This is a genomic window from Xanthobacter sp. DMC47 (assembly GCF_056313845.1).
Window position 1 is genome coordinate 1487488 of record NZ_JBQUZM010000001.1, and the last position, 25033, is coordinate 1512520.

At 68.5% G+C, this 25033-nt stretch carries 22 protein-coding genes; 9 read left to right on the plus strand and 13 right to left on the minus strand.

Going from position 1 to position 25033, the window contains the following annotated elements; translation table 11 throughout:
• Positions 1-297 precede the first annotated feature (297 nt).
• The 6 genes from ACT54R_RS06870 to ACT54R_RS06895 form a co-directional block, all read right to left on the minus strand.
• Positions 298-3465, minus strand: coding sequence for an efflux RND transporter permease subunit (locus tag ACT54R_RS06870; RefSeq protein WP_476324809.1), 3168 nt, complete (start codon positions 3463-3465; stop codon positions 298-300).
• Positions 3466-3469: 4 nt separating this feature from the next.
• A complete protein-coding gene (locus ACT54R_RS06875) occupies positions 3470-4606 on the minus strand; it encodes an efflux RND transporter periplasmic adaptor subunit (RefSeq protein WP_476324811.1) in 1137 nt (378 codons plus the stop codon).
• 289 nt (positions 4607-4895) lie between these two features.
• Entirely contained in the window at positions 4896-7190 is a 2295-nt protein-coding gene (locus ACT54R_RS06880; protein WP_476324813.1) for a DUF3141 domain-containing protein, read from the minus strand.
• Between the two features lie 10 nt (positions 7191-7200).
• Positions 7201-8400, minus strand: a complete 1200-nt coding sequence (locus tag ACT54R_RS06885) for an acetate/propionate family kinase (RefSeq protein WP_476324815.1) — start codon at positions 8398-8400, stop codon at positions 7201-7203.
• Positions 8401-8404: 4 nt separating this feature from the next.
• Entirely contained in the window at positions 8405-9397 is a 993-nt protein-coding gene (locus ACT54R_RS06890; RefSeq protein WP_476324817.1) for a phosphate acetyltransferase, read from the minus strand.
• A gap of 293 nt (positions 9398-9690) precedes the next feature.
• Complete coding sequence (locus ACT54R_RS06895) at positions 9691-10764, minus strand: HAD family hydrolase (protein WP_476324819.1); 1074 nt, start codon at positions 10762-10764, stop codon at positions 9691-9693.
• A 136-nt stretch (positions 10765-10900) separates the two neighbouring features.
• Here ACT54R_RS06895 and ACT54R_RS06900 point away from each other — a divergent pair, with 136 nt between their 5' ends.
• Complete coding sequence (locus ACT54R_RS06900) at positions 10901-11089, plus strand: hypothetical protein (RefSeq protein ID WP_168461308.1); 189 nt, start codon at positions 10901-10903, stop codon at positions 11087-11089.
• 102 nt (positions 11090-11191) lie between these two features.
• Positions 11192-11818 (plus strand): glycosyltransferase, encoded by a 627-nt coding sequence (locus ACT54R_RS06905; RefSeq protein WP_476324821.1) that lies wholly within the window; start codon positions 11192-11194, stop codon positions 11816-11818.
• Between the two features lie 2 nt (positions 11819-11820).
• Here ACT54R_RS06905 and ACT54R_RS06910 read toward each other — a convergent pair whose 3' ends face one another.
• The 6 genes from ACT54R_RS06910 to ACT54R_RS06935 form a co-directional block, all read right to left on the minus strand.
• Positions 11821-12786 (minus strand): cupin domain-containing protein, encoded by a 966-nt coding sequence (locus ACT54R_RS06910; RefSeq protein WP_476324823.1) that lies wholly within the window; start codon positions 12784-12786, stop codon positions 11821-11823.
• Complete coding sequence (locus ACT54R_RS06915; RefSeq protein WP_476324825.1) at positions 12783-14030, minus strand: Zn-dependent hydrolase; 1248 nt, start codon at positions 14028-14030, stop codon at positions 12783-12785. The genes ACT54R_RS06910 and ACT54R_RS06915 overlap by 4 nt, the downstream gene beginning before the upstream one ends.
• A gap of 7 nt (positions 14031-14037) precedes the next feature.
• Positions 14038-14943: an alpha/beta fold hydrolase gene (locus ACT54R_RS06920; RefSeq protein WP_476324827.1), complete on the minus strand. Its 906-nt coding sequence runs from the start codon at positions 14941-14943 to the stop codon at positions 14038-14040.
• A gap of 166 nt (positions 14944-15109) precedes the next feature.
• Positions 15110-16243: a pyridoxal phosphate-dependent aminotransferase gene (locus ACT54R_RS06925; protein WP_476324829.1), complete on the minus strand. Its 1134-nt coding sequence runs from the start codon at positions 16241-16243 to the stop codon at positions 15110-15112.
• A 63-nt stretch (positions 16244-16306) separates the two neighbouring features.
• The gene (locus ACT54R_RS06930) at positions 16307-17086 is read right to left on the minus strand and encodes an SDR family oxidoreductase (protein WP_168461329.1); all 780 of its coding nucleotides are present in this window, start codon (positions 17084-17086) and stop codon (positions 16307-16309) included.
• Positions 17087-17179: 93 nt separating this feature from the next.
• The gene (locus ACT54R_RS06935) at positions 17180-17884 is read right to left on the minus strand and encodes a GntR family transcriptional regulator (protein ID WP_168461331.1); all 705 of its coding nucleotides are present in this window, start codon (positions 17882-17884) and stop codon (positions 17180-17182) included.
• Positions 17885-18124: 240 nt separating this feature from the next.
• Here ACT54R_RS06935 and ACT54R_RS06940 point away from each other — a divergent pair, with 240 nt between their 5' ends.
• The 7 genes from ACT54R_RS06940 to ACT54R_RS06970 all read left to right on the plus strand — a co-directional run bounded on the left by ACT54R_RS06940 (position 18125) and on the right by ACT54R_RS06970 (position 24388).
• On the plus strand, positions 18125-18976 hold the full coding sequence (locus tag ACT54R_RS06940; RefSeq protein ID WP_476324832.1) for an ABC transporter ATP-binding protein: 852 nt from the start codon (positions 18125-18127) through the stop codon (positions 18974-18976).
• On the plus strand, positions 18976-19767 hold the full coding sequence (locus tag ACT54R_RS06945; RefSeq protein ID WP_476324834.1) for a class II aldolase/adducin family protein: 792 nt from the start codon (positions 18976-18978) through the stop codon (positions 19765-19767). The genes ACT54R_RS06940 and ACT54R_RS06945 overlap by 1 nt, the downstream gene beginning before the upstream one ends.
• Before the next feature lie 248 nt (positions 19768-20015).
• The gene (locus ACT54R_RS06950; protein WP_476324836.1) at positions 20016-21053 is read left to right on the plus strand and encodes an ABC transporter substrate-binding protein; all 1038 of its coding nucleotides are present in this window, start codon (positions 20016-20018) and stop codon (positions 21051-21053) included.
• Positions 21050-21856 carry an ABC transporter permease gene (locus ACT54R_RS06955; protein ID WP_476324838.1) on the plus strand — a complete coding sequence of 269 codons (807 nt, stop codon included), beginning with the start codon at positions 21050-21052 and terminating at the stop codon, positions 21854-21856. The genes ACT54R_RS06950 and ACT54R_RS06955 overlap by 4 nt, the downstream gene beginning before the upstream one ends.
• Positions 21853-22605 (plus strand): ABC transporter permease, encoded by a 753-nt coding sequence (locus ACT54R_RS06960; protein WP_476324840.1) that lies wholly within the window; start codon positions 21853-21855, stop codon positions 22603-22605. Before ACT54R_RS06955 ends, ACT54R_RS06960 begins: the two co-directional genes overlap by 4 nt.
• Positions 22606-22610: 5 nt before the next feature.
• Positions 22611-23909 carry an LLM class flavin-dependent oxidoreductase gene (locus tag ACT54R_RS06965; protein WP_476324842.1) on the plus strand — a complete coding sequence of 433 codons (1299 nt, stop codon included), beginning with the start codon at positions 22611-22613 and terminating at the stop codon, positions 23907-23909.
• Between the two features lie 77 nt (positions 23910-23986).
• Positions 23987-24388 carry a VanZ family protein gene (locus ACT54R_RS06970; protein WP_476324844.1) on the plus strand — a complete coding sequence of 134 codons (402 nt, stop codon included), beginning with the start codon at positions 23987-23989 and terminating at the stop codon, positions 24386-24388.
• Positions 24389-24403: 15 nt separating this feature from the next.
• On the opposite strand, the gene ACT54R_RS06975 is transcribed toward ACT54R_RS06970, so the two are convergent.
• Entirely contained in the window at positions 24404-24949 is a 546-nt protein-coding gene (locus ACT54R_RS06975) for a copper chaperone PCu(A)C (RefSeq protein WP_476324846.1), read from the minus strand.
• Between the last annotated feature and the right edge of the window lie 84 nt (positions 24950-25033).

Here is a 25033-nt window from a genome sequence, read left to right on the forward strand (position 1 = left end):
TGGACGCGTTCCCGCCCGCAACGGACGAAAACGCTCTGACGAGAAATGACCGACCGGTGCCCGCCATCCCGTGTCCCGGAACGACGCAGCCCGACCCCGCATCGCCATCTATGCGCAAGGAGGGCCGCTCGCCAAGAGGGACGTTTGCGGAACGTCAGCGATTCCCGCTGCGCCGTCGCGCCGCGGCGGTCCGCCCCCGAAGGAGCGGACGGCGCGACAGCGCGGACGGCAGGCATGTTTCCAGCATCCCCCGACGCGTCCGGGGGATGACCATTCACCGGACGAGGCGAGCGGCCGTCAGTGGCCGCCGCCGGCTCCCGCCTCCGGCGCGGGGGGCGCTGAGACCTTCGGCCGGGCGCCGGGACGCAGGCGCTCGCGCAGGCCCTGGAACATCACATAGAGCGGCGGGATGACGAAGATGCCGAGGAAGGAGGCGGCGATCATGCCGCCGAACACCGGCGTACCCACATTCTGCCGCGCCATCTGCGCCGCCCCGGTGGCGACCACCAGCGGGAACAGGCCGAGGATGAAGGCGAGCGAGGTCATCATCACCGGACGGAACCTGAGGCGCGAGCCCTCGGTGGCGGCGGCGAGCAGGTCCTCGCCATGCTCGCGCCGCTCCTTGGCGAACTCCACGATGAGGATGCCGTTCTTCGCCGCGAGGCCGATGAGCACGATCATGCCGATCTGGCCATAGAGGTCGAGGGTCAGCTGCCCGATGACGATGGCCGCATAGGCGCCGAGCATGCCCACCGTGACGGAGAGCAGCACCGGCACCGGGATGGACCAGCTTTCATAGAGCGCCACCAGGAACAGGAAGGCGAACAGCACGGCGAAGGCGAGGATGATGCCCGTCTTGCCCTCCGCCTTCTTCTCCTGGAACGAGGTGTCGGTCCACGCGCCGGAGAAGCCCTGCGGCAGGGTCTTGGCCGCCACCGCGTCCATGGCGGCGAGGGCCTGGCCGGAGGAGACGCCGGGGGCAGGATTGCCCTGCACCGTCACCGCGCGCTTGTTGTTGTAGCGGATGAGCGCCGGCGGGCCGACCTCCACCCGCACCTCCACGATGGAGCGGAGCGGGATCATCTCGCCTTTGTTGTTGCGCACATGGATGCGGTAGATGTCCTCCACATCCTTGCGGTCCTCGCCCTCCGCCTGCACCTGCACCTGCCAGGTGCGGCCGTAGAGGTTCATGTCGTTCACGTACATGCCGCCCAGCGAGGTCTGCAGCGCGGTGAACACGCTGTCGAGCGGCACGCCCAGCACCTGCGCCTTGTCGCGGTCGATGTCGAGCTGGAGCGAGGGATTGGTGGCGGAATAGGTGGAGAACACGCGGGTGAGCTGCGGGTCCTGGTTGGCGGCGATGAGGAGGCCGCGCAGCACCTGCGCCAGCACCTTCGGGTCGCCTGCGCGCAGGTCCTGCAGGACGAAGGAGAAGCCGCCGCCGGAGCCGAGGCCGACGATGGGCGGCGGACCGAGGGGCACCACCGTGCCGCCGGGGATCATCCGCATCTTCTCGCCGAGGCGGGCGATCACCGCGTTGGCGCTCTCGTCCTTGCCCTTGCGCTCCTCGAACGGCTTCATGGTGACGACGATGAAGGCGGCGTTGGGCTGCGAGTAACTGTCGATGAAGTTCAGGCCGATGACGGAGGTGTAGTCCTCCACCGTGTGCTCTTCCTTCAGCAACGCCTCGGCCTTGCGGATCACCTCCGTGGTGCGGCCCACCGAGGCGCCGCCGGGCAGTTGCACGATGACGAAGAAGGCGCCCTGGTCGTCCTCGGGGAGGAAGCCCGTGGGCGTCAGCTTCGCCAGAGCGAAGATGCCGCCCGAAGCGACGAGCACGCAGACGAGGCCGATGAGGGAGAAACGCACGAGCCGCGCCACCACCGATCCGTAGGCGTCGCGCACCTTGTCGATGGCCCGCATGACATAGCCGATGGGCCCCTTCTTCGGCCCGTGCGAGGGCTTCAGGAGGATGCCGCACAGGGCCGGCGAGAGGGTCAGCGCGTTGATGGCCGAGAGGAACATGGCCACCGCCACCGTGATGGCGAACTGGCGGAACAGCTCGCCCGAGATGCCGGGGATGAAGGCCACCGGCACGAACACGGAGAGCAGCACCAGGGTGATGGCGATGATGGGGGCGGTGATCTCCGCCATGGCCTTCTTGGTGGCGTCGGCGGGGGAGAGCTCGGGATGCTCCTCCATCACCCGCTCGACGTTCTCCACCACGACGATGGCGTCGTCCACGACAATGCCGATGGCGAGCACGATGGCGAGCAGCGACACGGTGTTGGCCGAATAGCCGATGGCATTCAGCACGATGAAGGTGCCGATGAGGCTCACGGGCACGGCGAGCGTCGGGATGAGGGTGGCGCGGAACGAGCCGAGGAAGAGATAGACCACCAGCACCACGAGGATGAACGCCTCGATGAGCGTCTTCTCCACCTCATGCATGGTGTCGGTGACGAACACGGTGGGGTCGTAGGTGACCTTCCAGGCGAGGTCCTCGGGGAAGGCCTTCGCCAGCTCGTCCATGCGCTTGCGCACGGCGTCGATGGTGGTGATGGCGTTGGCGCCGGGCGACTGGTAGAGCGCCAGCACCGCAGACGGGCCGCCGTTGAACAGGGTTTCGCGGTCGAGGTTCGCCGCCCCCATCTCGAGGCGCGCCACGTCGCCGAGGCGCAGCACCGAGCCGTCCGCATTGGTGCGCAGCACGATGTTCTCGAACTCCGCGACGCTGGAGAGCCGGCCCTTGGTGCGCAGGTTCAGCTGCAATTGCTGGTCGTCCGCCACCGGGCGGGCGCCGAGGCGGCCCACCGCGGCCTGGATGTTCTGCGAGCCGATGGCCTTCACCACGTCCTCGGCGGTGAGGCCGAGGCCGGTGAGGCGGTCGGTCTTCACCCAGGCGCGCATGGCATAGTCCTGCGGACCCCACAGGGCCGCATCGCCGACGCCGGAAATGCTCTTCAATTCGTCGAGCACGTTGATGGTGACGTAATTGGAGATGTAGAGCGGGTCCCAGGTCTTCTTGGGCGAATAGACCGCCAGCACGCCGAGCAGCGCGGACGACTTCTTCTTCACGGTCACGCCCTGGCGCTTCACGTCCTCCGGCAGCTTGGAGAGCGCGACCTGCACCCGGTTGTTCATGTTGACGGTGTTGATATCAGGGTCGGTGCCCAGATCGAACGAGCCGGTGAGCGTGTACGACCCGTCGTCACCGGACACGCTCTTCATGTAGATGAGCTTGTCCACGCCCACCACCTGCGCCTCGATGGGCTGGGCGACGGTGGAATCCACCACCTCGGCGGAGGCGCCGGGGTAGAAGGTGGTCACCGACACCTGCGGCGGGATGATGTCGGGATATTGCGACACGGGGATCGCAAGGAGCGAGAGCAGGCCCGCGATCACCGTGACGATGGCGATGACGATGGCGAGCCGCGGGCGGTCGACGAAGACGGAGGAGAGCATCGGCTCAGCCCTTCACGCCGACGACGGGGGTCGCGCGCACGGGGGCGCCGGGGCGCAGCGCCTCGAAGCCGTCCACCACCACCGGCTCGCCGGCCTTGATGCCGTCCACGATGATGTTGCTGCCGACGTTGCCGCCCGGCTTCACCCGCCGCACCACCGCCTTGCCGTCCTCCACCACGAAGACGTAGACGCCGGCCTGGTCGGCGATGAGCGCCGCCTGCGGGATGACGATGCGTTCCTCCGGCTTGCCGGCCTTCAGCTCCACCCGCACCAGCTGGCCGTCCACCAGCTGGCCCTTGGGGTTGGGCACGTCGGCGCGCATGACCACGGTGTCCGTGGTGCGGCTCACCGAGACGTCGATGAAGTTGATGCGGCCCACTTCGCCGTAGAAGCCGCCATCGGGAAACTTGATGCGGACCTCCACGTTGGAGAGGTCCACCTTGCCCTCTTCCTTCTGCGCTTCCTGATAGTCGCGCTGGCTCACCGGGAAGGTGACATACATGGGGTCCTGGCTCACCACCGTGGCGAGCGGGCCGCTCTCCGGGCCGATGATGTGGCCGCGGGTGAAGGCGGTGCGGCCGATGCGGCCGGTGATGGGGGAGACGATGTCGGTGTAGCCGAGATTGATCTTCGCCGTGTTCAGCGCCGCCTCGGCGGTGAGCAGCGCGCCCTTGGAGCTGTCCTCGTTGGCGATCGCCTGGTCACGCGCCACTGCCGTGCCGGCATTCTTGGCGAGCAGCTCCTCGGCGCGCTCGCGCTGGATCTTGGCGAGGGCGAGGGCGGCCTTGGCCCGCTCCACGTCGCCCTGCGCCTGCTGCACATCGGCCTCGAACGGCGGCTTCTCGATGCGGTAGAGGGGCTGGCCCTCCTTCACGGTCTCGCCGTCCTTGAAGAGCACCGCCTCCAGCATGGCCTTCACCCGGGCGCGGATGTCCACCCGCTCGGGCGCTTCCACGCGGCCGACGAATTCCATGGAATCGGCGATGGGCTTGAGCTGCGCCGCGACAACGCCGACGGGGATCGGGCCCTGCTGGGCGCGGGCGGGCATCGCGCCGAATGCCAGCGCGAGCGGCGCGGCGAGAGCCGCGGCACGCAGGAGGGAGGTGGAACGGGCGGACTTCCGATGAGACACGACGCGCATGATGTTCCCCCTGACCGGCCGGACGATGCGCGTCGTCCGGCGTGACCCCCGAAACCGGCATCGCCGGCCGTCTTGCGTCAACTTGCGTGCGTAAACTTGCTTGCGTAAATTTGCCGAACCTTCCGCTGCGCGAAGGATCGCCGCAACGATCACCCGGGCCGGCGCAGATTATTCAAGCTTCGCCGGTCCGGACATTAGGCACGCCGCGCGGGGCGCGCAACGAGACATTGGCGCCGGAGCACGTCGGACGGATGACCATCTGCCGCCACCAGCGGCGGACTCACGCGCCTCAGGCGACGCTGAGCGGGAACGGCACCACCTGCGCGCCCACACCCTGCACGGCACCTTGCGGCACCGCTCCATCCGCCGCCAGCACGTGGCGCACCTCGTCCACCACCGAGGCGGCCTCGGGGGCGATGTCCATGTTGGCCAGCAGACGGTCGAGCAGGGCCAGCAGGCGCGAGCGCTCCTGTGGCGTCTTCAGGAGCGCGGGCAGCGTCGCGATGGCTGCCGTCTCGTCCCGATCCACGATGATGGACTGCCGGCGGATGATGGCCTGGGCGACGTCAGACGGCAGGGACATGAGCCCCAGCTCATAGCCCACCAGCTCGCGGATCTGCTTCAGGGTGGAGAGCCGGCGCTCGTTGCCGCCGCGCTTGAAGCCGATCAGCGCCACGCGCACGCCGGCGTCGGTGAAGCCGCCCTCGCGGATGCCGGCGAGCGCCGCCGCAACCTCGGCCGGCGGCTGCTCCACCAGCGCTGCGGCGGTGGCCGGCGCGGTGAGGTCCGGGTCCAGCATGGCGGCGGTGCCGTAGAGGCGGAAGAACTCCGTCTCCACCGTCGCGTCACGCAGGCGCCGGTAGAGGTCCCAGCCGGCGGTAATGGCGGTGGCGGCGAAATGCTCGCCGGCCACATGCACGCCCGTCTCGTCCCGCGGGGTGCGCTGGCTGCGGGCGAAATCGGCGAGCGGCGCCATGGCCTTGAGCCACGGGTTGAGGTCCGACAGGCCCCAGCGCACAGCCCGCAGCGGATGCACGGCGCGCACGAGGCGGCCCATCTCCGGCGTCACCACGGCGGCGAGCGCGGGATGAACGAAGGTCTCGTAGAGGCGCGAATTGGTCTGCGAGACGTTGGCCACCACCTCGAACGGAATCTCGTCGGCGCGGTCGTATTTCTGCAGGAAGGCGATATCCTCTACCCGGCGCTCGGTGAGGGTCACGTCGTACTTCACCTCGGGGCCCGAATGGTCCTCCTCGATGGTCATGCCATAGAGGCCGGGGGGCAGCGCCTCCACATATTCGAGCAGGTCGACGATCTGCGCATGCTCGCGCCGGGCGATGGCGCCCGAGACGAAGATGCCGAGATGGCCCACGCTCTCGTGCATGAGGCCGACGATGACCTGGCCTGCATCCTTTAGCGCCTGCGTGGTGGGGTAGATATCCGCCACCCAGTTGATGGCCTGCTGGGGCGGGGTGATGTTGTCGCCCAGCGAGGCGAAGACGATGATGGGCGAGCGCACCGCCTTGAGGTCGAAGGCCTTGCCCGGCGCCCATTCCGCCTTGCCCGCGGCGAGCCGGTTGCCGACGAACAGATTCTCCACGATCCACTTGATCTCTTCCCGGTTCATCAGGAAGTAGCCGCCCCACCAGCGCTCGAATTCCAGGAAGCGCGGCGGCTCGGTGTCGATCTTGGAGTAGAGCGAATAGTATTTGGTGAAATAGGTGTTGGCCGGGTTCAGATACTCAAAATTGTCCACCAGATAGGCGCCGTCGAAGGTGCCGCCGCCGAGGTCGGAGGCGAGCGAGGCGGTCCACGCCCCGCCCAGCACGCCGCCGGCATAGCGCATGGGGTTCTCGGCATCGTTGCCGGCCCAGTAGGACATGGGCGCGCCGTTCACCACGATGGGCCCCACATTGTCCGGGTCCAGCGCCGCGACCAGCATGGCCGCCCAGCCGCCCTGGCAATTGCCCATCACCACCGGCCGCTCGCGGGTGGGGTGGCGCTCGCGCACGAGGCGGACGAATTCGGATTCCGCCAGCGACACGTCCGCCAGCGTCTGCCCCGGCACCGGCTCGGGGAAGAAGATGACCATGTAGACCGCATGGCCCGCCTTCAGCGCGAAGCCGACCTCCGACTCCTTCTTGAAGCCGCCGATGCCCGGCCCGTGGCCGGCGCGCGGATCGATGATGAGGAAGGCGCGCTTTTCCGGGTCCAGCGTCACGCCGTCCGGCGGCAGGATGCGCACGAGGGCGTAGTTGCAGGGCCGCGCGAAGGTGCGGGCGTCGGCGACCATCTCATAGTCGAAGGCGAGCAGCGGCGGCTTGCCGGCCTTCTCATGCTCGATCCAGGTGTTGCCGCGCTGGCGCATGGTGTCCCAGAAGATCAGCGAGCGCTGGGCCGCGTCGAAGGCATAGGAGACGCTGTCGCGCCACGCCTCGGCCGGCGTCTGCGGGCGCCCTGCCCCGGCGAAGGCGGAGGCCGCCTCGCGCATGGCCGCACCATAGGCCGAGACCGCCTCGCCGATGCGCAGGCGGTAGATTTCCGCCACCCGGCCGTAAACCTTCATCATGTCCATGGGGTGCATGGCAGCCTCCTCAGGCTACGGCCGTATGGGACAGGACCTGGCGCATCTCGCGCACGATGGTCCATTCCTCGTCGGTGGGGATCACATAGGCCTGCGGGCCGCTGCCACGGGTGATGCGGGTGGCGCCGGCGCGGTTCGCCTCGGCGTCCAGCTCGAAGCCGGCCCAGGCGGCGGCGCGGAGCACCTCGGCGCGGGTCTCGGCGTCGTTCTCGCCGATGCCGGCGGTGAAGACGAGGGCATCGATGCCGCCCAGCGCCGCCACAAGCGATCCGAACTCGCAGTTGATGCGGTAGATGAACAGGTCGATGGCCCGCCGCGCCCCCGCATCCGTCTCGCAGCGCTCGCGCAGCACGCGCATGTCGTTGGAGAGGCCGGAGACGCCGATGAGCCCGCACTTCGTATAGAGGAAGTGCTCCGCCTCCTCCGCGCTCATGCCCATCTCGCGCTGGAGATAGAAGACGACGCCGGGGTCGATGGAGCCGCTGCGCGTGCCCATCACCAGCCCGTCGAGGGCGGAAAAGCCCATGGTGGTGGCGATGGAGCGCGACGCCTCATAGGCGCACAGGCTCGCCCCGTTGCCGAGATGGGCCGCCACCACCCGCCCCTTGGCGAGGCGCGGGTCCACCTTCGGAAACTGGGTGGCGAGATAGGCGTAGGACAGGCCGTGGAAGCCGTAGCGCTTCACCCCCGCGTCGGTCATCGACTGGGGAATGGCGAACATCTGCGCCAGTTCGGGCTGGGTGCGGTGGAAGGCGGTGTCGAAGGCCGCCACCTGCGGCAGGCCGGGCACGCGGCGGGCGATGATGCGGATGGGCTCGAGGCTCTTCGGCTGGTGCAGGGGTGCCAGCGGGGAGAGGGTGTCCAGCTCGTTGATGATGGCGGGCGTCAGCTCCACCGCATGGGTATAATGCGGGCCGCCATGCACCACCCGGTGGCCGACCGCCGCCAGTTGGTGCCCGCCCCGGTGGGCGCCGAGCCAGTCGGAGAGATAGGCGAGCGCCTCCTCGAAGCCGAAGGCCGCGTGGCCGTCCCAGCGCTGATCGCCGACGGTAACGCCCTCATGGTCCTTCACCTTGAAGTGCGGATCCGTGCCCAGCCCCTCGAACAGACCGCGATAGATGCGGTTGGGCACGTCCGCGCCGTCGTCCAGGAACACCTGGAACTTGAGGCTGGAGGAGCCGGCATTCAGGACAAGCTGTACCTTTGCCATGGGTTCAGCCCTCCAGTGCCTTGGCCGCCGCGCGGGCCGTGGCCTGCTGGGCGGCGGCGAGCAGGGCCGCCACGGCGCAGGAGGCGAGGCGCGTCGGCGCGGAATCCGCCCGGCTGGTGAGGATGATCGGCACCCGCGCCCCGACCACGATGCCCGCCGCGTCGGCGCCGGCGAGGAAGGAGAGGCTCTTTGCCAGCATGTTGCCGGCTTCGAGGTCCGGCACGACAAGCACGTTGGCGCGCCCCGCCACGGGGGAAGAGATGTGCTTGATGGCGGCCGAGCCGAGGTCGATGGCATTGTCCAGCGCCAGCGGCCCGTCCACGATGGCGCCGGTGATCTGGCCGCGATCGGCCATCTTGCACAGGGCCGCCGCCTCGATGGTGGAGGGCACGGCGGGGTTCACCGTCTCCATGGCCGAGAGGATGGCCACCCGCACCTCGGGGAACAGCAGCGCCTGCGCCAGCTCGATGGCGTTCTGCACGATGTGCGCCTTGTCCTCCAGCGAGGGGGCGATGTTGATGGCGGCATCCGTGATGATGAGGGCGTCTGGATGGCTCGGCACGTCCATGACGAAGCAGTGGCTGATGCGCCGCGCGGTGCGCAGGCCGGTGTCGCGGGCGACCACCGCGCTCATCAGCTCGTCGGTGTGGAGGCTGCCCTTCATCAAGGCGTTGGCCTCGCCGGCGCGGACCAGCGCCACGGCCTTCGCCGCCGCCTCGTGGCTGTGCGCCGCCGCCACCTGCCGCACGCCGGAAATGTCGAGCTGGCCGGCCGCCGCCGCGGCCGCGATCTTGGCCGGGGGGCCAACGAGGATGGGCTCGATCAGCCCGAGGTCCGCCGCCTCCAGCGCCGCGCGCAGGGAAACGTCGTCGCAGGGGTGAGCCACCGCCACCTTCAGCTTCGGCAGGGCCTGCGCTGCCGCGATCAGGCGATCGTACTTGGCATGTCGGGTGTGCTGGGCGTCCTGAGCCGCGGCTGCGGCCAAATGAGCGGTCATGTGCGCTCTCCCTCGTGCCGGCGCCCGGGCCGGCCGAGGGGCAGGGCCTCCGGGCGGATGCTCGCCCCAAGCTGTCGGCCCGCAGCCTCCCGCCTTCCATGATGCAGATCAAGGGCGCGTGCGTGCGCTGCAAAATGGTGCCAAGGTGTGGGGCGAACAAAAAAGCCGGCCGGGCGCCTGCGGGGAAGCGGCGGCCCGGCCGGCGCTTCCCGGGAGGTCTCGGTTCAGCGCGCCGCCATGGTCCACCGCCGGCGGGCGCGCCGCATCCCCAAAACGGAGGAGATACCGGCGCCTCACGGCTCGAAGGCGAACACCTTCTTCCAGTCGTCCTTCATGCTGATGACCGACCAGCCGCGCGCCTTCGCCTCGTCGTAGAGCTTCTGGGTGAAGGTGCCGACGTCCGACGCCGGCAGGCCCTGCGCCGGGCCATAGGCGAATTCGCGCTTGCCATCATCGTGCAGCACCAGGGCGGCGAAGCGCAGCCCCTTGCCGGCCTTGGCATATTCCAGCATCTGCCGGTCGCCGGTGGAATTGCCGAAGGCGGCCGTGGGGCGCTTGCCGATGACGAGGTGGATGCCCTCCGGCTTGCCGCCGAACAGATCCTCGAACAGCACCGAGGGCTCCATGCGCAGCACCGGGCGGCCGGAGGCGTCGTAGCCGAAGCGCACCGCGTCCGGCGTACCCACCACCTGCTCGGGCGGGATGCCATAGAGCCGGTCCGAATAGGTGCGGACCATCTCCTGCCCGCCGCCGGTGACGATATAGGTGCGGAAGCCGTTGGCGCGCAGCAGCTCCAGAACCTCCTTCATGGGCTGGTAGGTGAGCTCGGCGCGCGGGCGGTTCAGCACCGGGTTGCGGGCGGTGGCCATCCACGCCTCGGCGGCGGCGCGGAACTCCTCCACCGTGAGGCCCTCCAGCGCCACCATGAGAATCTTCTTCAGGTCCGGGAAGGAGAGCCTGCCCATCGCGGCCTCGTCGCCGGAGACGGCGGTGCGGAACGGCTCCTCGGTCTTCAGCGACGGATTGGTCTCGGCCAGCGCCTTGATGCGCGAGGCGGCGAAGGCGACCTCCGTATAGACCGGCTGCTCCACCCAGAGGGTGCCGTCCTGGTCGAAGGTGGCGATGCGGTCGGCGGGGGCCACGAAGTCCGGTCCGCCGGGGGTAGTAATCGCCTTGACGAAATCGAGGATGGCGCTCCGCGTCGCCCCCGCGTTCCAGGAGGGCAGCGGATCGGACGCCTGCGCAAAGGCGGGGCCGGCAAGGCTCCCGCAGAACAGGCCGGCGGCGAGGAAGGTGGCCAGAAAGGCGGAGCGGACGGCGGAACTGGCGAGCGGCCTGAGTCCGGCGGAAAATCTCATCGGCACCATGAATCGAGCCCCCGGCGCCCCGACGCGCCAGCCGCATGTTGCCAGATTCTCCACCGCCCGTGCGACGGCCATTCTTGATTCGGCAGGTGGGCGAACCCATACTGGCGGCATTGTCATCGCCAGTGGATTTTTTGCCATGCCTTTGAAGGAAGAGGATATTCAGCCCGGCAAGTGCTACAAGACGAAGGGCCTCGACAATTACAAGGTCATCTCCATGACCCGGGGCATCGTCACCTACGTCACCTGGACGTCTCCGCTGCGCATCAATGTGGGCGTGAAGCAGTTCGCCGATGCGGTCTACAAAGTCGTGCCCTGCCCGAAATAGGGGCAGCGGCCCGCCTGCCCCATCCCCGGCTACCGGCGCAAGGAATGTTGCACTGCCGCATCGACGCCGCGCGCAGGTAGCGGTATAGCTGGGAACGTCCCTGTGAGAACGTTTCCCGTGCTGTCCGCCGTCATCGCAACGCACAATTCCGAGCGCCGGCTCGTGCCGGTGCTGTCCGCGCTCGTCCAGGGCGTGACGGCGGGCGTGCTGAGCGACGTGACGCTGGCGGATTCCGGCTCCACCGACGGCACCGCCACCATTGCGGACGCGGCCGGCTGCAACTTCCTGAAGGGCGCGCAGGATCTCGGCCTCCGGCTGAAGCAGGGCGCGGCGCAGGGTCGGGGCTCCTGGCTCCTCTTCCTCACCGACGGCTCCATGCTGGAGGAAGGCTGGCCGCGCGAGGTGCTGGCCTTCATCGAGACCGCCCAAAGGCGCGGACAGGCGGACCGGCTCGCCGCCACCTTCCGCCTCGCCGTGGACGGCTACGGCCTGCGCCCGCGCCTCGGCGAGGCCATGGCCGCCGCCCGCCTCGCCGTCATCGGCCTGCCGGTGCCGGGACAGGGCCTGCTGATCTCCCGCCGGTATTACGAGCGGCTCGGCGGCCATCCGCAGGGCCCCAAGGCCGAGCGCCGCCTCGTCGCCCGCATCGGCCGGCGCCACATCCACGTGCTGCGCCCCCGCGTGCTGCTGCCCGAGACGGGCAAGGCGCCCGAGCTTATTCCGGCCTGATCTCACTCCAGAAAGCTGAAGCCCATAGTGCGGGCGTGGTAGTGCAGCCCGCCATCCTGGACGATGAGGAACAGGGCGCGTTCGCCGCCCCCGTTGTGGTGCGAGTGCGGGGCGCCCGGCGGCGTCACCAGCGTCGCCCACTGGCGCCACGGGCAGCGGACGCCATCCACCATGGAATGGCAGTCCTCGCCCTGGAGCACGAGGGTGATGGCCGCCGAATTGTGCCGGTGCGCCCGCTGGTGCTCGCCGGGCGGCAGCGTGTTCAAAGAGAGCGTCAGGCTCGGCAGGATGTTGCGCGCGGCCGCCTGCGGCTCCGACGAGAAGATGAGGGCGATGCCCGAGGTCTCGGCGTTCTGCGCATGGTCGTAAATGATGTCCACCTGCCGGGCGATCTCCGCCGCGGGATAATGCACCACCGCCACCGGCCGGCGCGCCTCGTCCGGCGGCAGATCGCCGTTCAGGGCGAGCTGCGGCTCGTTGGACACCACCCACAGCACCAGCTTTTCCGCCCCGGCGATGATGCGCACGGGTGAGCCCGGCAGCAGGAACACGTCGCCCGCCGCCACAGCGAGGCTCTCGCCGAGGCAGTCCACCCGCCCCTCCCCCGCGATCACGTACCAGATGGAGCCGGTGGCCCTGAGGTCCACGGTGAAGCACGCGCCCGCCGCCACCACCGCATAGCGCGCCAACATCAACGGCGTGGTGGCGGGGAAGGCGCACGCCATCGCGTCCGACTGGTCGCAGGGGATGAAGCCGGTGGTGGCGCCCTCCGCCAGCGCGCGGGCCGGCTCGTCCGTGAACAGGCGGCTCGGCACCGGCGGCAGCTTGATGTTGAAGGCATTGCCGGAATTGAAATAGCGCGCCCGCGCCTCGGCCGGGCTCCTCGGCCCCGCCGGGTGCTGGGCCGGCAGGTCGGCCATATCGGGCTTCTGGTCGGGCTTCGTGCTGAGGGCGGCGGGCTGGCTCATGGTGCAATCTCCTCGGCAACCAGTTCCCCCAGTACGTCGGCCAGCACCTGCGTGCCGGCGGCGATGTGGGCGGGCTCGGCGAATTCATGCTCGGCGTGGGACACGCCATCGCGGCAGGGAATGAAGATCATGGCGCTGGGGCACACCTTGGCGAGGTGGCGCGAATCGTGCCCGGCGGCGGAGAGGATGGGCATGGCGGGAATGGCGTGACGTTCGGCCGCCGCCGTGATCTTCGCCATCAGCCCGGCGTCGAAGCCGTTGGGCGGCGCATCCACGAGGCGGGTCAGGGCGAGGCCACAGGGCGCCGCCTCCTCCACGCAGATGGCCTCGAAGCGCGCGCCCAGCAGGTCCAGCGCCGCGCCGTCGGGATGGCGCAGATCCACCCGGAAGGTGACGCGGGCGGGCACCACGGAGGGGGCGTTGGGCTCCATCACCAGCCGGCCGATGGTGAACATCACCTGGTCGTCGTGTCCGCCGACCTCCGGATAGAGCCGGTGCGCCATGCGGGCGAAGGCGGCAAGCGCGTCGCGCCGCTCGGCCATGGCCAAAGTGCCCGCATGACCGGGAGCGCCTTCGATGACACCTTCCCACGTCTTCTTGCCCTGGATGCCGGTGACGACGCCGACCACCTTGCTCTCAGCCTCCAGCACCGGACCCTGCTCGATGTGCAGCTCCAGATAGGCGACGACGGGAAACCCGAGCGGCCGGCGCGGCAGATCAGGGAACGCGGCATGGAGCGCATCGAGTGCGGTCCCGACGCTCACGCCCTCCGCATCGGTCACGGCGCGGATATCAGCCAGCGCGCGCACGCCGGCGAAGGCTTCCGAACCCATCATGCCGGGGGCGAAGCGGGAGCCTTCCTCGTTCATCCAGGCGACGACGGTAAGGTCGCGGCGGGGCGTGACGCCCGCGCGCTTCAGCGTCACCACCGCCTCCAGCGCCGCCATCACCCCCGCCGCGCCGTCATATTTGCCGCCGGTGGGCTGGGTGTCGATATGGCTGCCTGCGAGGATGGGAGCCAATGCCCGGTCGGTGCCGGGCAGGGTGAGGAAGAGGCTGCCGGCATCATCGCACGCCGCCTCCAGCCCCTCCTCCCCGGCCCATGTCAGGATGAGCCGCCACGCTTCGATCTCGCCATCGGTCAGCGCCTGCCGGTCCACCCCGCCCTTCGGCAGCGCGCCGATCTGTGCGAGCCGCATCAGGCGGGACATGAGGCGGTCGGGAGAGATGGCGGGCGTGCTCATCATCGCCTCAGGCCGTGCGCATGATCTGGCCGGGGATCGCGCGCGGATCGCGCGGCAGCCATTTGCCGGCTTCCACCTGCGCGATGAACTCGGCGAGCTGGGCGTTGAACAGCGCCGGCTCCTCCAGGTTCAGCGTATGCCCGGCCTTGGGGAAGACGCTGAGGCCGCAGGCGGGGATCATCTTCTTGAGATAGATGCCGGGCTGGAGGCAGTGGTCATCCTCGTCGCCCACCATCACGAGGGTGGGCACCATCATCTTTTTCAGGCCCTCTTCCAGATCCCAGAAGGAAGGCCGGCGCGCCTGCACGCCGCGCATGGTCAGCGCCGCGCCGATGTCCGAATGGGTGGCGAGGCGATCGGCGAATTCGCGCCAGCCGCGCGGGTCCTTCACCTCGAACTGCACGCGGCTCGCGCCCAGCGCGTAGATCTTGGAGAATTCCTTCGCGCCCAGCTTCTCGAAGTTTTCCGCCACGGCGAGGGAGACGCCGCGGAAATACTCCTCATGCTCCTTCTCGCAGCCGTATCCCGCGCCGGCCACGGTGAGGGAGAGCGCGCGCTCGGGCGTGCGCAGGCCGAAATGGACGGTGCAGAAGCCGCCCATGGAGAGGCCGACGATGTGCGCCTTCTCGATGCCGAGCCCGTCCAGCACCGCCACCGCGTCATCCGCCGCGATGGCTTGCGAATAGGCCTCCACGTCGGTCGGGATGTCGGAGGGGGCATAGCCGCGCGCGGCGTAGGTGATGCAACGATGGCGGCGGGCGAAGAACCGCATCTGCGGCTCCCAGCTCATGTGATTGCCGCCGAATTCGTGGATGAACAGGATGGGCGTGCCCTGCCCCGCCTCCTCCACATGGAGCTTCACGCCGTCCTTGGCGGAGATTTTGTGGGTGGCGGTGAGGTCTTTGTAGGTCATGGCAATGGTCCCTTTTGGGGGGAATGGTCTCAAACCCTTGATGCCGTCATGCCCCGGCTTGTCCGGGGCATCCACTCCGCCGCTGGTGCGCTGTCCGCGAATCCAAACAAGCCATTCCGTGGATCCCCCGGACAAGCCGGGGGATGACGGTCCTGATAACGCGACCTTAGAACTGCGCCGGCACGTCGTTCAGCGTGCGCGCCTCGGCCACCAGCGACGGCAGCAGCTCCACGAAACGGTCGGCCCACTCTTCCGGCACGGAGGTCGAGACCTTGATGAAGCGGTCGCCGAAGCGGGCGGTGTGATAGGTGCCCTGGCGGATCATCAGATCCTTGCGGCGGGCGGCCTCCACCAGCGCCTCGGGACGGATGCCGGCGGCCTGCGTCTCGATCACCAGGAAGTTGCCGTGGGAGGGATAGACCGGGATGCTGAGCCCCTCGATGGCGAGTGCCGCATCGTGGATCTTCGCCTTGTTGGCGCGGTCGATGCGGCGCACCGTCTGCATCCACTCCGGCTTCACCTTTAGCCCCGCCTCCGCCGCGCGCTGCGCCAGCACGCTCGCCCCGAGCACGGAGGTGGTGCGGGCCGAGCAGGCGTCGAGCAGGTCCGGCGCGCCCACCAGCGCGCCGATGCGCATGCCGGCAAGACCCAGCCACTTGGAGAAGGACAGCGAGACCAGCGCGCGGTCCGGCGCGGCGAGCAGCGCGGGATAATGGCCGTCGGCGAAATCGCGATAGGTGCAGTCGTGCACCAGCAGCGCGCCGCAGTCCTTGGCGATCTCGCAGAAGGCCTCGATCTCCTCGCGGGTGTAACGGATGCCGAGGGGATTGTTGGGGTCCACCAGATAGATGATGGCGGTGCGCTCATCCACGTTGGCGCGCAGCGCCTCTGGAGTGAGCTTGTAGTCCACGGCCGGATCGTAGATCGGGATTTCGATCACCTCGGCGCCCATCTGGGCGGCGAACAGGCAGGGCCACTTCCAGGTGGGATCGGTGGTGACGAAGGTGGTGCCCGGCCGGCAGTGGGCGCGGCACACGAGGGCCAGCGCATTCACCCCGCCCTCGGTGATGAGGGCTTCAGCGCCCGGCGTGCCGAGGTCGTCCACGATGGCGGCGCGCAGCGCCTCGAAGCCCAGCGGGGGCGCGTAGGCATTGTATTCCTGCGCGCGGATGGAGGCGATCATGGCCTCCTCGACGGCGGGATGGGCGGCGATGTGGTTGGTGTTCTGGCCCATCCACATGAGGCCGGGGGTGGAGAACAGGGTGTCGAAATAGCGGTTGCGCAGCCGGGCGGAGGACATGAAAGCGATTTCCTCGAAGGGGAGGCCGGCGCGCCGTTGCGGCGGCGCCGGCGAACGGGTGCGTCAGATGACCGAGCCGCGGGCCGAGATGCCGCCGTCGATGGTCACGTTGGTGCCGGTGATGTAGCCGGCGCGCGGCGAGGCGAGGAAGGCGACGAGATCGGCCACCTCTTCCGCCGTGGCGGGGCGCTTGCCGGGATACTTGTCGAACAGCTCCTCCCAGCGCTCCTCGGCGCCGAGCATGTCGATGGCCTTGCGCTTCATGATCTTGAGCATGCGGTCGGTGGCGACGGGGCCGGGGTTCACGCCCACCACGCGCACGCCGTCATTCAGGCTCGCGCCGCCGAGCGCCTTGGTGAAGCTCATGAGCGCGGCATTGCCGGTGGAGCCGGCGATATAGCTCGCATCCCAGTTCTCGCCGGAATTGCCGATGACGTTGACGATGACGCCATCCTTGCCGCGCATGCGCGAATAGTAGGCGCGCGAGAGGGTGATGTAGCCGAAGACCTTGAGGTCGAAGCCCCGCCGCCAGGCGGCGTCGTCCACCACGTCCAGCGAGCCGGCCGGGATGTCGCCGGCATTGTTGACGAGGATGTCCACGTCGCCCACGTCGGCCGCCAGCTTCTCCATGGCGTCCGTGGAGCCGAGGTCCACCGGATAGATCGAGACCTTCACGCCGTGGGCGGCCTCGATCTCGGCCTTGGCCTCGGCCAGCGCCTCGCCGTTGCGCGCGGCGAGATGGAGATGACAGCCCTCGCCTGCGAACACGCGGGCCGTCGCAAGGCCGATGCCCTTGGAGGCGCCGGTGATGAGGGCGGTCTTGTCGGTGAGGTCGAGCTTCAAGTTTGCATCTCCGCTGGGCAGATGGCGCCGATGAGGTCGCCAAATTGGATATACAAACTCTAGCAATTTGCATACCACGAAAATGCAGCGCCCTCACCCGTAGGCGGCGAGGAAGTCCAGGAGATCGTCGCCGAGCAGGTTCACATGGTCGCGCATGGCGCGCTGGGCGGCCTCGTCATCGTGCGCGCGGATGGCCGCGATGACCTCGCCATGTTCTTTCAAAGTCTTGGGAATCCGGCTCGGGCGGTGGGTGACCCGGCGGCGATAGGCTGCCACCTGGTTGCGCAGGCGGCGGGTCTGGTCGGCGAGGAAGCCGTTGGCGGAGGCCTCGTAGACGGCCTCGTGGAACTCCTGGTTCACATCATAGAAGAGGTCGATGTCGCCGGACGCGCTAACCTCCTCCAGTCGCTTGTGAATCGCATCGATACGCCCGAGCTGCGCCGGGCTTGCCCGGCGTGCGGCAAGCCGGGCGCACAGGCCTTCCAGCTCCGCCATCACCTGAAACATCTCCAGCAGGATCTGCGCCGAAATGGTGCGCACCACCGCGCCCTGCCGGCCGCGCAATTCCACCAGATGGCTCGCCGCCAGAAGGCGGAACGCCTCCCGCACGGGGGTGCGGGACACGCGAAACTGCTCGGCAAGCTCCTGTTCGTCCAGCTTGGAGCCGGGCTCCAGCCGGCCGGAGGAAATATCCGCCTCCAGCGCACGGCGGATGCGGTCGGCCAGGGTCTCGCCCGGCACGCTGGAGCGCCCATTCTGGTCAAGGGGCAGGCAGCTGCTGCCTTCTTGTGCACTCATGATAGCCATTTGCATTCTCAAAATTGCAGTTCAGTATACATCAACGCGTCCGCGGCATCCATTCTGAGGGCTCCGGAAGGCGCTACGTTCCGTTACCTTCACTGGTTGACGCCCGGCGCGCCGTCCATAGAGTGTCCTTGCAAGAAGTGTGGCATGTCGATTGCTAGCAGGGAAGGCATGACCACCGTTCTTTCGCATGCGCCGATGGGCGCTCATTATACAAAGAAGAAAGAGGCAGGCTTGCCGGCTTCCACACACAGGCCCGGCGAGGCTGTCCTCGCCGCCGACGCGGCGGGTGCTTCCGACGCCGCGCAGATCCTCTCCCTCACCGGCGTCACCAAGACGTTCGGGGCCACCCGCGCCCTCGACGGATTTTCGGCGACCATCGAGAAGGGCGAGTTCGTCACCGTGGTCGGCCCCTCCGGCTGCGGGAAGAGCACGCTCTTCAATATCGTCGCCGGGCTCGAGGAGCCGGACCCCGGCTGCGCGCTGCGCTTCGAGGGCAGGAGCGTGATCGCCGCCGACCTCCTCGGCCGCGTCTCCTTCATGCCCCAGCGCGACCTGCTGCTGCCGTGGCGCACGGTGATCGACAACGCCATCCTCGCGCTGGAGGTGGAAGGCGCCCCCCGCAAGGAGGCCCGCGCGCTCGCCGAAAAGATGCTGCCCGAGTTCGGCCTCGCCGGCTTCGGCCAGCAGTATCCGCACCAGCTGTCCGGCGGCATGCGCCAGCGCGTGGCGCTGATGCGCACCTTTCTGTTCAAGCGCGACCTGATGCTGCTGGACGAGCCGTTCGGCGCGCTCGACGCCCTCACCCGCACCATGATGCAGCGCTGGCTGCTGGACGTGTGGCAGAAGCACCAGCGGACCATCCTGTTCATCACCCACGACGTGGACGAGGCGCTGTTCCTCGGCGACCGCGTGCTGGTGATGAGTGCGCGGCCCGGCAAGGTGAAGCTCACGCAGAAGGTGGACCTGCCGCGCCCCCGCCCGGCCGAGATCGTCATCTCCCCCGAATTCATCCGCCTCAAGCGCACGCTGCTGGAGGCGATCGAGGAGGAAGCCATGAAGTCCTTCACCGCGGAGGGCAAGTGATGGCCGCTCAAGTGATGGCCGCTCTTGCTGAAAAGCCCGCCGCCATGGACGCGTCCGAGTGGGAGGCCCGCGTCGCGCTCGCCGCCTGCTACCGCATGGTGGCGAAGCTCGGCATGGACGATCTCATCTACAACCACATCTCCCTGCGCGTGCCGGGGCACGAGGAACAGTTTCTCCTCAACCCCTACGGCCTGCTGTTCGACGAGATCACCGCATCGAGCCTGGTGAAGATCGACATCAACGGGCGCAAGATCGACAACACGCCCTACGAGATCAATCTCGCCGCCTTCGTCATCCATGCGGCGATCCACAAGACCGGCTCGGACGCCGCCTGCGTGCTGCACACCCATTCGGACGCGAGCGTCGCCGTCTCGGGGCAGGAAGAGGGGCTGCTGCCGCTCTCCCAGTTCGCCATGCGCTTCTACAACCGGCAGGCCTTCCACGATTACGAGGGCGTCGCCATCGACATGGACGAGCAGGCGCGCCTCGTCGCGGACCTCGGCCCCCACAAGGTGATGCTGATGCGCAACCACGGCATCCTCACCGTGGGCCGCACCCCAGGCGAAGCCTTCATGCTGCTCTATTATTTCGAGCGCGCCGCGCGCATCCAGCTCGCCATGCAGGCGGCCTGCGCCTCCGGCGTGAAGCTGGTGATGCCGCCCCCCGAGGTGTGCGAGAAGGCCGCCCGCCAGTTCTGGGAGATGCAGGGCGACATCCTTGTTCCCGGCGAGCGCGAATGGCCCGCCCTCATGCGCCAGCTCGACCGCGCCGATCCCAGCTACCGGAGCTGAGCGGCATGGCCAAGAGCACCGGGTCGCTCCCGGCCTTCCCTCTCCGAACCGGCGTCATGCCCCGGCTCGTCCGGGGCATCCACCCCGCCGTTTGGCGGGTGACGCAATCCCGAGAGCAAGCCCGGCCGTTCCGTGGATCCCCCGGACAAGCCGGGGGATGACGGCGGGATGGAACCAATCCGCCACGACCAGCCCTGAACGCCAGAAACACAACACCAAGAACACCCCCTTCCAGCGGAGACCACCTGATGATCCCTCGCCGAACTTTCCTCTCCACCCTCGCGGCCGGCGCCGCGCTTCTCTCCACCGCCATGGGCGCCACGTTCCTCTCGGCGCTCCCCGCACGCGCGGCTGATCCGGTGCCCGTCACCCTGCGCCTCAAGTGGCTGCCGCAGGCCCAGTTCGCCGGCTTCTACGTCGCGGTGGCCAAGGGCTATTACAAGGCCGAGGGCCTCGACCTCACCATCAATCCGGGCGGCCCGAACATCCTGGCGGAAAACCTCGTCGCCACCGGTGCCGACACCTTCGGCCTCTCGGGCGGCCTCGACAGCGTGTTCGCCGCCCGCGACAAGGGCCTGCCGGTGGTGTGCGTCGGCATCTCCCACCAGATGACGCCCTTCGTCTTCGTGGCGCGCGCGGACGGCCCCATCAAGACGCTGCAGGACTTCAAGGGCAAGAAGGTCACCACCTGGTTCACCGGCGCCAACCATGTGCTGAAGGCGATGCTGACCAAGAACGGCATCGACCCCGCGCTGGTGGACATCCAGCCCCAGCAGGTGAGCGTGACGCCCTTCGTGGACGGGCAGGTCGATGTCATCACCGCCACGCGCTACAACGAATACTACACGATCAAGACCCGCATGGGCGAAGAGAAGCTCCGCACCTTCGTGGCGGAAGATTCCGGCATCACCTTCCCGCGTGACACGCTGATCGTCTCGGAGACCACCGCCAAGGAGAAGCCGGAGCTGGTGAAGGCCTTCCTGCGCGCCTCCATCAAGGGCTGGAAGGATGCCTTCTCCGATCCCAAGGGCGCGGTGGACACCATCATGAAGGCCGCCCCCACGCTGGACCGGGCCCATCAGGAATTCCAGCTCACCGAGGCCGCCAAGCTGATGACGGCCGGCACGGTGAAGGAGAACGGCCTGTTCTGGATCGACATGGACGCGGTGAAGATCACCCAGCAGCTCTTCCTCGATGCCAAGGTCATCTCCAAGCCCGTCGATCTCGACGCCACCTTCAACCGCTCCTTCCTCGAAGCCATCCCGGTGGCGGACCGCCGTCCGTGAGCGCGGCAACCCTCCAGTCCCCGGCCGCACGGCCGGGGACCTCCCCGCTCCTCACGACGCTGTTTCGCGCCGTGCGCGGGCTCGCCATCCTCCTCGCCGTGCTGGCGGCGGTGGAAGGGCTCGTCATCGTCCTCAACGTGAAGCCCTGGTACGTGCCGCGGCCGACTTTGGTGCTGAACGCCATCCTCGCGACGCCCGAGCCCTATATTCAGGGCTTCCTGCGCACCCTCACCGAGACGCTGATGGGATTTACGTCCGGCGCGGTCTTCGGCGTGGGCATCGCCATCGTCTTCTTCCGCGCGCGGGTGCTGCGCGAACTCATCTTTCCGGTGTTCGTGGTCTCGCAGACCATCCCGGTCATCGCCTTCGGCGCGCTGGTGGTGCTGTGGTTCGGCAACACGCTCATCGCCAAGGCCGCCATCTCCTTCTACCTCACCTTCTTCCCGGTGACGGTGAACGCCCTGCTGGGCCTCGAAAGCGTGGACCCGCGCCAGGAGGCGCTGATGCGCTCCTTCGGCGCCAGCCGCTTCCAGCTCCTCACCCGGCTGCAACTGCCGGCGGCGCTGCCGCAGATTTTCGTCGCGCTGCGCCTCGCCTCGGCCCTGTCGCTGGTGGGCGCCATCGTCGGCGAATGGTTCGGCGACACGGTGGGCCTCGGCGTGCTGCTGCTGCAGGGCATGTACAACGAGAACGTCGTCGCCATCTGGGCCGCCATCGCCATGTGCGCGCTGCTGGGCACCGGCTTCTATGCCGTGGTCGCGGCGGCCGAGCGCGCCCTCGTGTTCTGGGGAGCCGAGCAATGAGCGCGACCCAATCCTCACGCGCGATCCAGCGCGGCGCCCTCGGCATGGTGCTGCTGGTCGTCGCCTGGGAAGGCATCGCCCGCGGCTTCAACCTGCCGGCCTATACGCTGCCCTCGGTCAGCGCGATCCTCGGCAGCATCTTCGACCACCGCGCGACGCTGTTCCTCGCCGGCGCCTACACCCTCGTCGAGGCGTTTTCCGGCTATGTCATCGGCGCGCTCATCGGCATCGCGCTGGCGGTGGTCATCACCCTCATCCCGATGACGCGCAACGCCATCGTGCCGGTGGCCACCTCCATCAATTCGGTGCCGGTGGTGGCGTGGTCGCCGCTGATCCTGTTGTGGTTCGGCATCGGCATGCCGTCGAAGGTGGTGATGGTGGCGCTCGCCGTCTCCTTCACCGTCTTCCTCTCGGCGCTGGCCGGCCTCGACCGGGTGGACCGGCGCTCGGTGGACCTCATGCGCTCGTTCGGCGCCGGGCGGCTTTCCATCCTGTTCCGCCTGCGCCTTCCCACCGCGCTGCCCTTGATCGCCGCGGGCCTGCGCGTCTCCACCGTGCGCGCGGTCATCGTCGCCATCGTCACCGAAATGCTGGGCGCCTACGACGGCCTCGGCTGGGTGATCTACCAGGCGGTGCTGCAGGTGGATTTCGTGAAGGTCTGGTCGGCCATCTTCATCGCCTCGGCCGCAAGCCTCGCCTTCTTCGGCCTCGTCGGCCTCGCCGAACGGCGGCTGGTGTTCTGGAAGTAGAGAAAATGACCCGCAAGATGCATTTCGGCCTGTTCCTGCTCGGAACGGGGAGCCACATCGCCGGCTGGCGCGTGCCCGGTGCCGTCGACACCTTCGAGGACATCGAAGCGGTGCGGCGCATCGCGGCCACCGCCGAGCGCGGGCTGTTCGACCTCATCTTCATGGGCGACAACCTCAATGCCGACCCGGCCGCCCACCCCTCCTACACCGCCCGCCTCGAACCGCTGACGCTGCTTTCCGCCGTCGCTGGCGCGACCAAGCACATCGGCCTCGGCGGCACGGTCTCCACCACCTATTCCGACCCCTACACGGTGGCCCGCGCCTTCGCCTCGCTGGACCACATCTCCGGCGGGCGCGCGGTGTGGAACGCGGTGACCACCGCCGCCCCGGCCGCCGCCGCGAACTTCGGCACGATCCACCCCGACCATTCCAGGCGCTACGAGATCGCCGGCGAGTTCCTCGACGTGGTGAAGGGCCTGTGGGACTGCTGGGCGGACGACGCCATCGTCGCCGACCGGGAGACCGGCCTCTACATCGACCCCGCCAAGGTGAAGGCGCTGGACCACCAGGGCGAATTCTTCAAGGTGAAGGGACCGCTGAACATCTCGCGGGCGCCGCAGGGCCACCCCATCATCTCGCAGGCCGGCGGCTCGGAGCCGGGCCAGCAGCTCGCCGCGCGCACGGCGGACATCGTGTTCGCCGTGGTGCAGGACATGGCGGAGGCGCAGGCGGGATACAAGTCGCTGAAGGATCGCCTGCCGGCCCTCGGCCGCAAGCCGGAGGACGTCTGCGTGATGCCCGGCGTGATGCCGGTGGTGGGCCGCACCGCGCAGGAGGCGCGCGAGAAGCTGGCCGAGCTGATGCGCTTCGTGGATGCGAAGAATGCGCTGGGCATGCTCTCCGAACGCTTCGGCACGGACATGAGCGCCTACGACCTCGACGGCCCCATCCCGGACCTGCCCGAGGCCGACACCTACAAGTCCTTCACCGGCGTGATGCTGGCCAAGGCCAAGCGCGAGGGCGGCACGCTCCGCGACGTCTACAACATGGTCGCCGCCGCCCGTGGCCACTGGGTGCTGGTGGGCTCGGCGGAACAAGTGGCCGACACGCTCCAGCTCTGGTTCGAGAGCGGCGCGGCGGACGGCTTCAACGTGATGCCGCCCTATTTCCCCGGCGCGTTCGACGATTTCGTCGATCTGGTCATCCCGATCCTGCAGGAGCGAGGGCTGTTCCGCACGGCCTACGAGGGGCCGACGCTGCGGCACCTTCTGGGGCTGGAGCGGCCGGCCAATCCGAACTTCTGAGTTCGGCGCGGATGGGGTCTTCCTTTCGCCGCGGGGATAGGCGAAACAGGTCTGTCGCCGCGCCGCAGGGGTCGCCCATGTCCTCCGTTTTTCCCCGCACGCTTCTCCACTGGCTCCAGCCGGGCGGGCCGGTGCTGAAGGTGTTGGCCGCCACCTGCTGCATCGTCATCACCGTGCTGTCGCTGCTGCCCGGAACCGAGCGGCCGCACACCGGCTATTCCGGCAATATCGAGCACGTCGCCGCCTATATCGGCACGGCCGGCTTCGTCGCGCTGGCGCTGCTACGATGGCGCGTGGCGACGATCGTCCTCGCCTTCTCGGCCGCGTCCGCCTTCTTCGAGATCTGCCAGATCTGGATTCCCGGCCGGACGTCATTGGTCGAGAACTGGGTCGCCAGCACCCTGGGCGCGCTCATCGGCGCCCTCGCCGCGCGCTACATCGTGCTGCCGCTGATGCAGGGGTGGTTCGCCCGCCGCTGAGAGCGGGCGAACCGCTCACTGGCCCAGCGGGTGGTGCATCTTGTCGATGGCGGTCGCGCCGATGGCCTCGACCTTGTACTGGATCTTGACCTTGCCGGCCTTCTCGAAGGTGAGCGTGGCATCCAGCATCTCACCCTCCTTGAGCTGCTCCTTCAGGTCGATGAAGACGAGGTGGTGGCCGCTCGGCTCCAGCACGAGGGTGCCGCCGGCCGGGATCTCCAGCCCGCCCTTGATGGGCATCATGCGCATCAGCCCGTCCTTCATGGTCATCTCCTGAAGCTCCACACGCCGGGTAAAGGGCGCCGCGGCGGAGAGCAGGCGATCGGCCGTGTCACCCGAATTGTGGATGGCGAGAAAGCCCGCCCCCATGTCCGAGCCGAGCGGCGTGGCCCGCGTCCAGGGGTGGTCGATGAGCAGGCCGCCGACCTTGTATTCGTGGGCCAGCAGATGCTGCGCCGAGACGATGAGAAGGCACAGGGCGAACAGAGTCGCGGCGAGGATTTCCTCGCCATGGACACGGGCAAGAAGGCGGCGGCGCCGCGGCTGCGGACGTTGGGTCATGTCTGCTCCCTGAGGTTATGTCCCCTTCGAGGTGGAAGGGGATGCCGGGTCGGCGGCCGAGGCGTGGATGGCCTCAGGCCACGG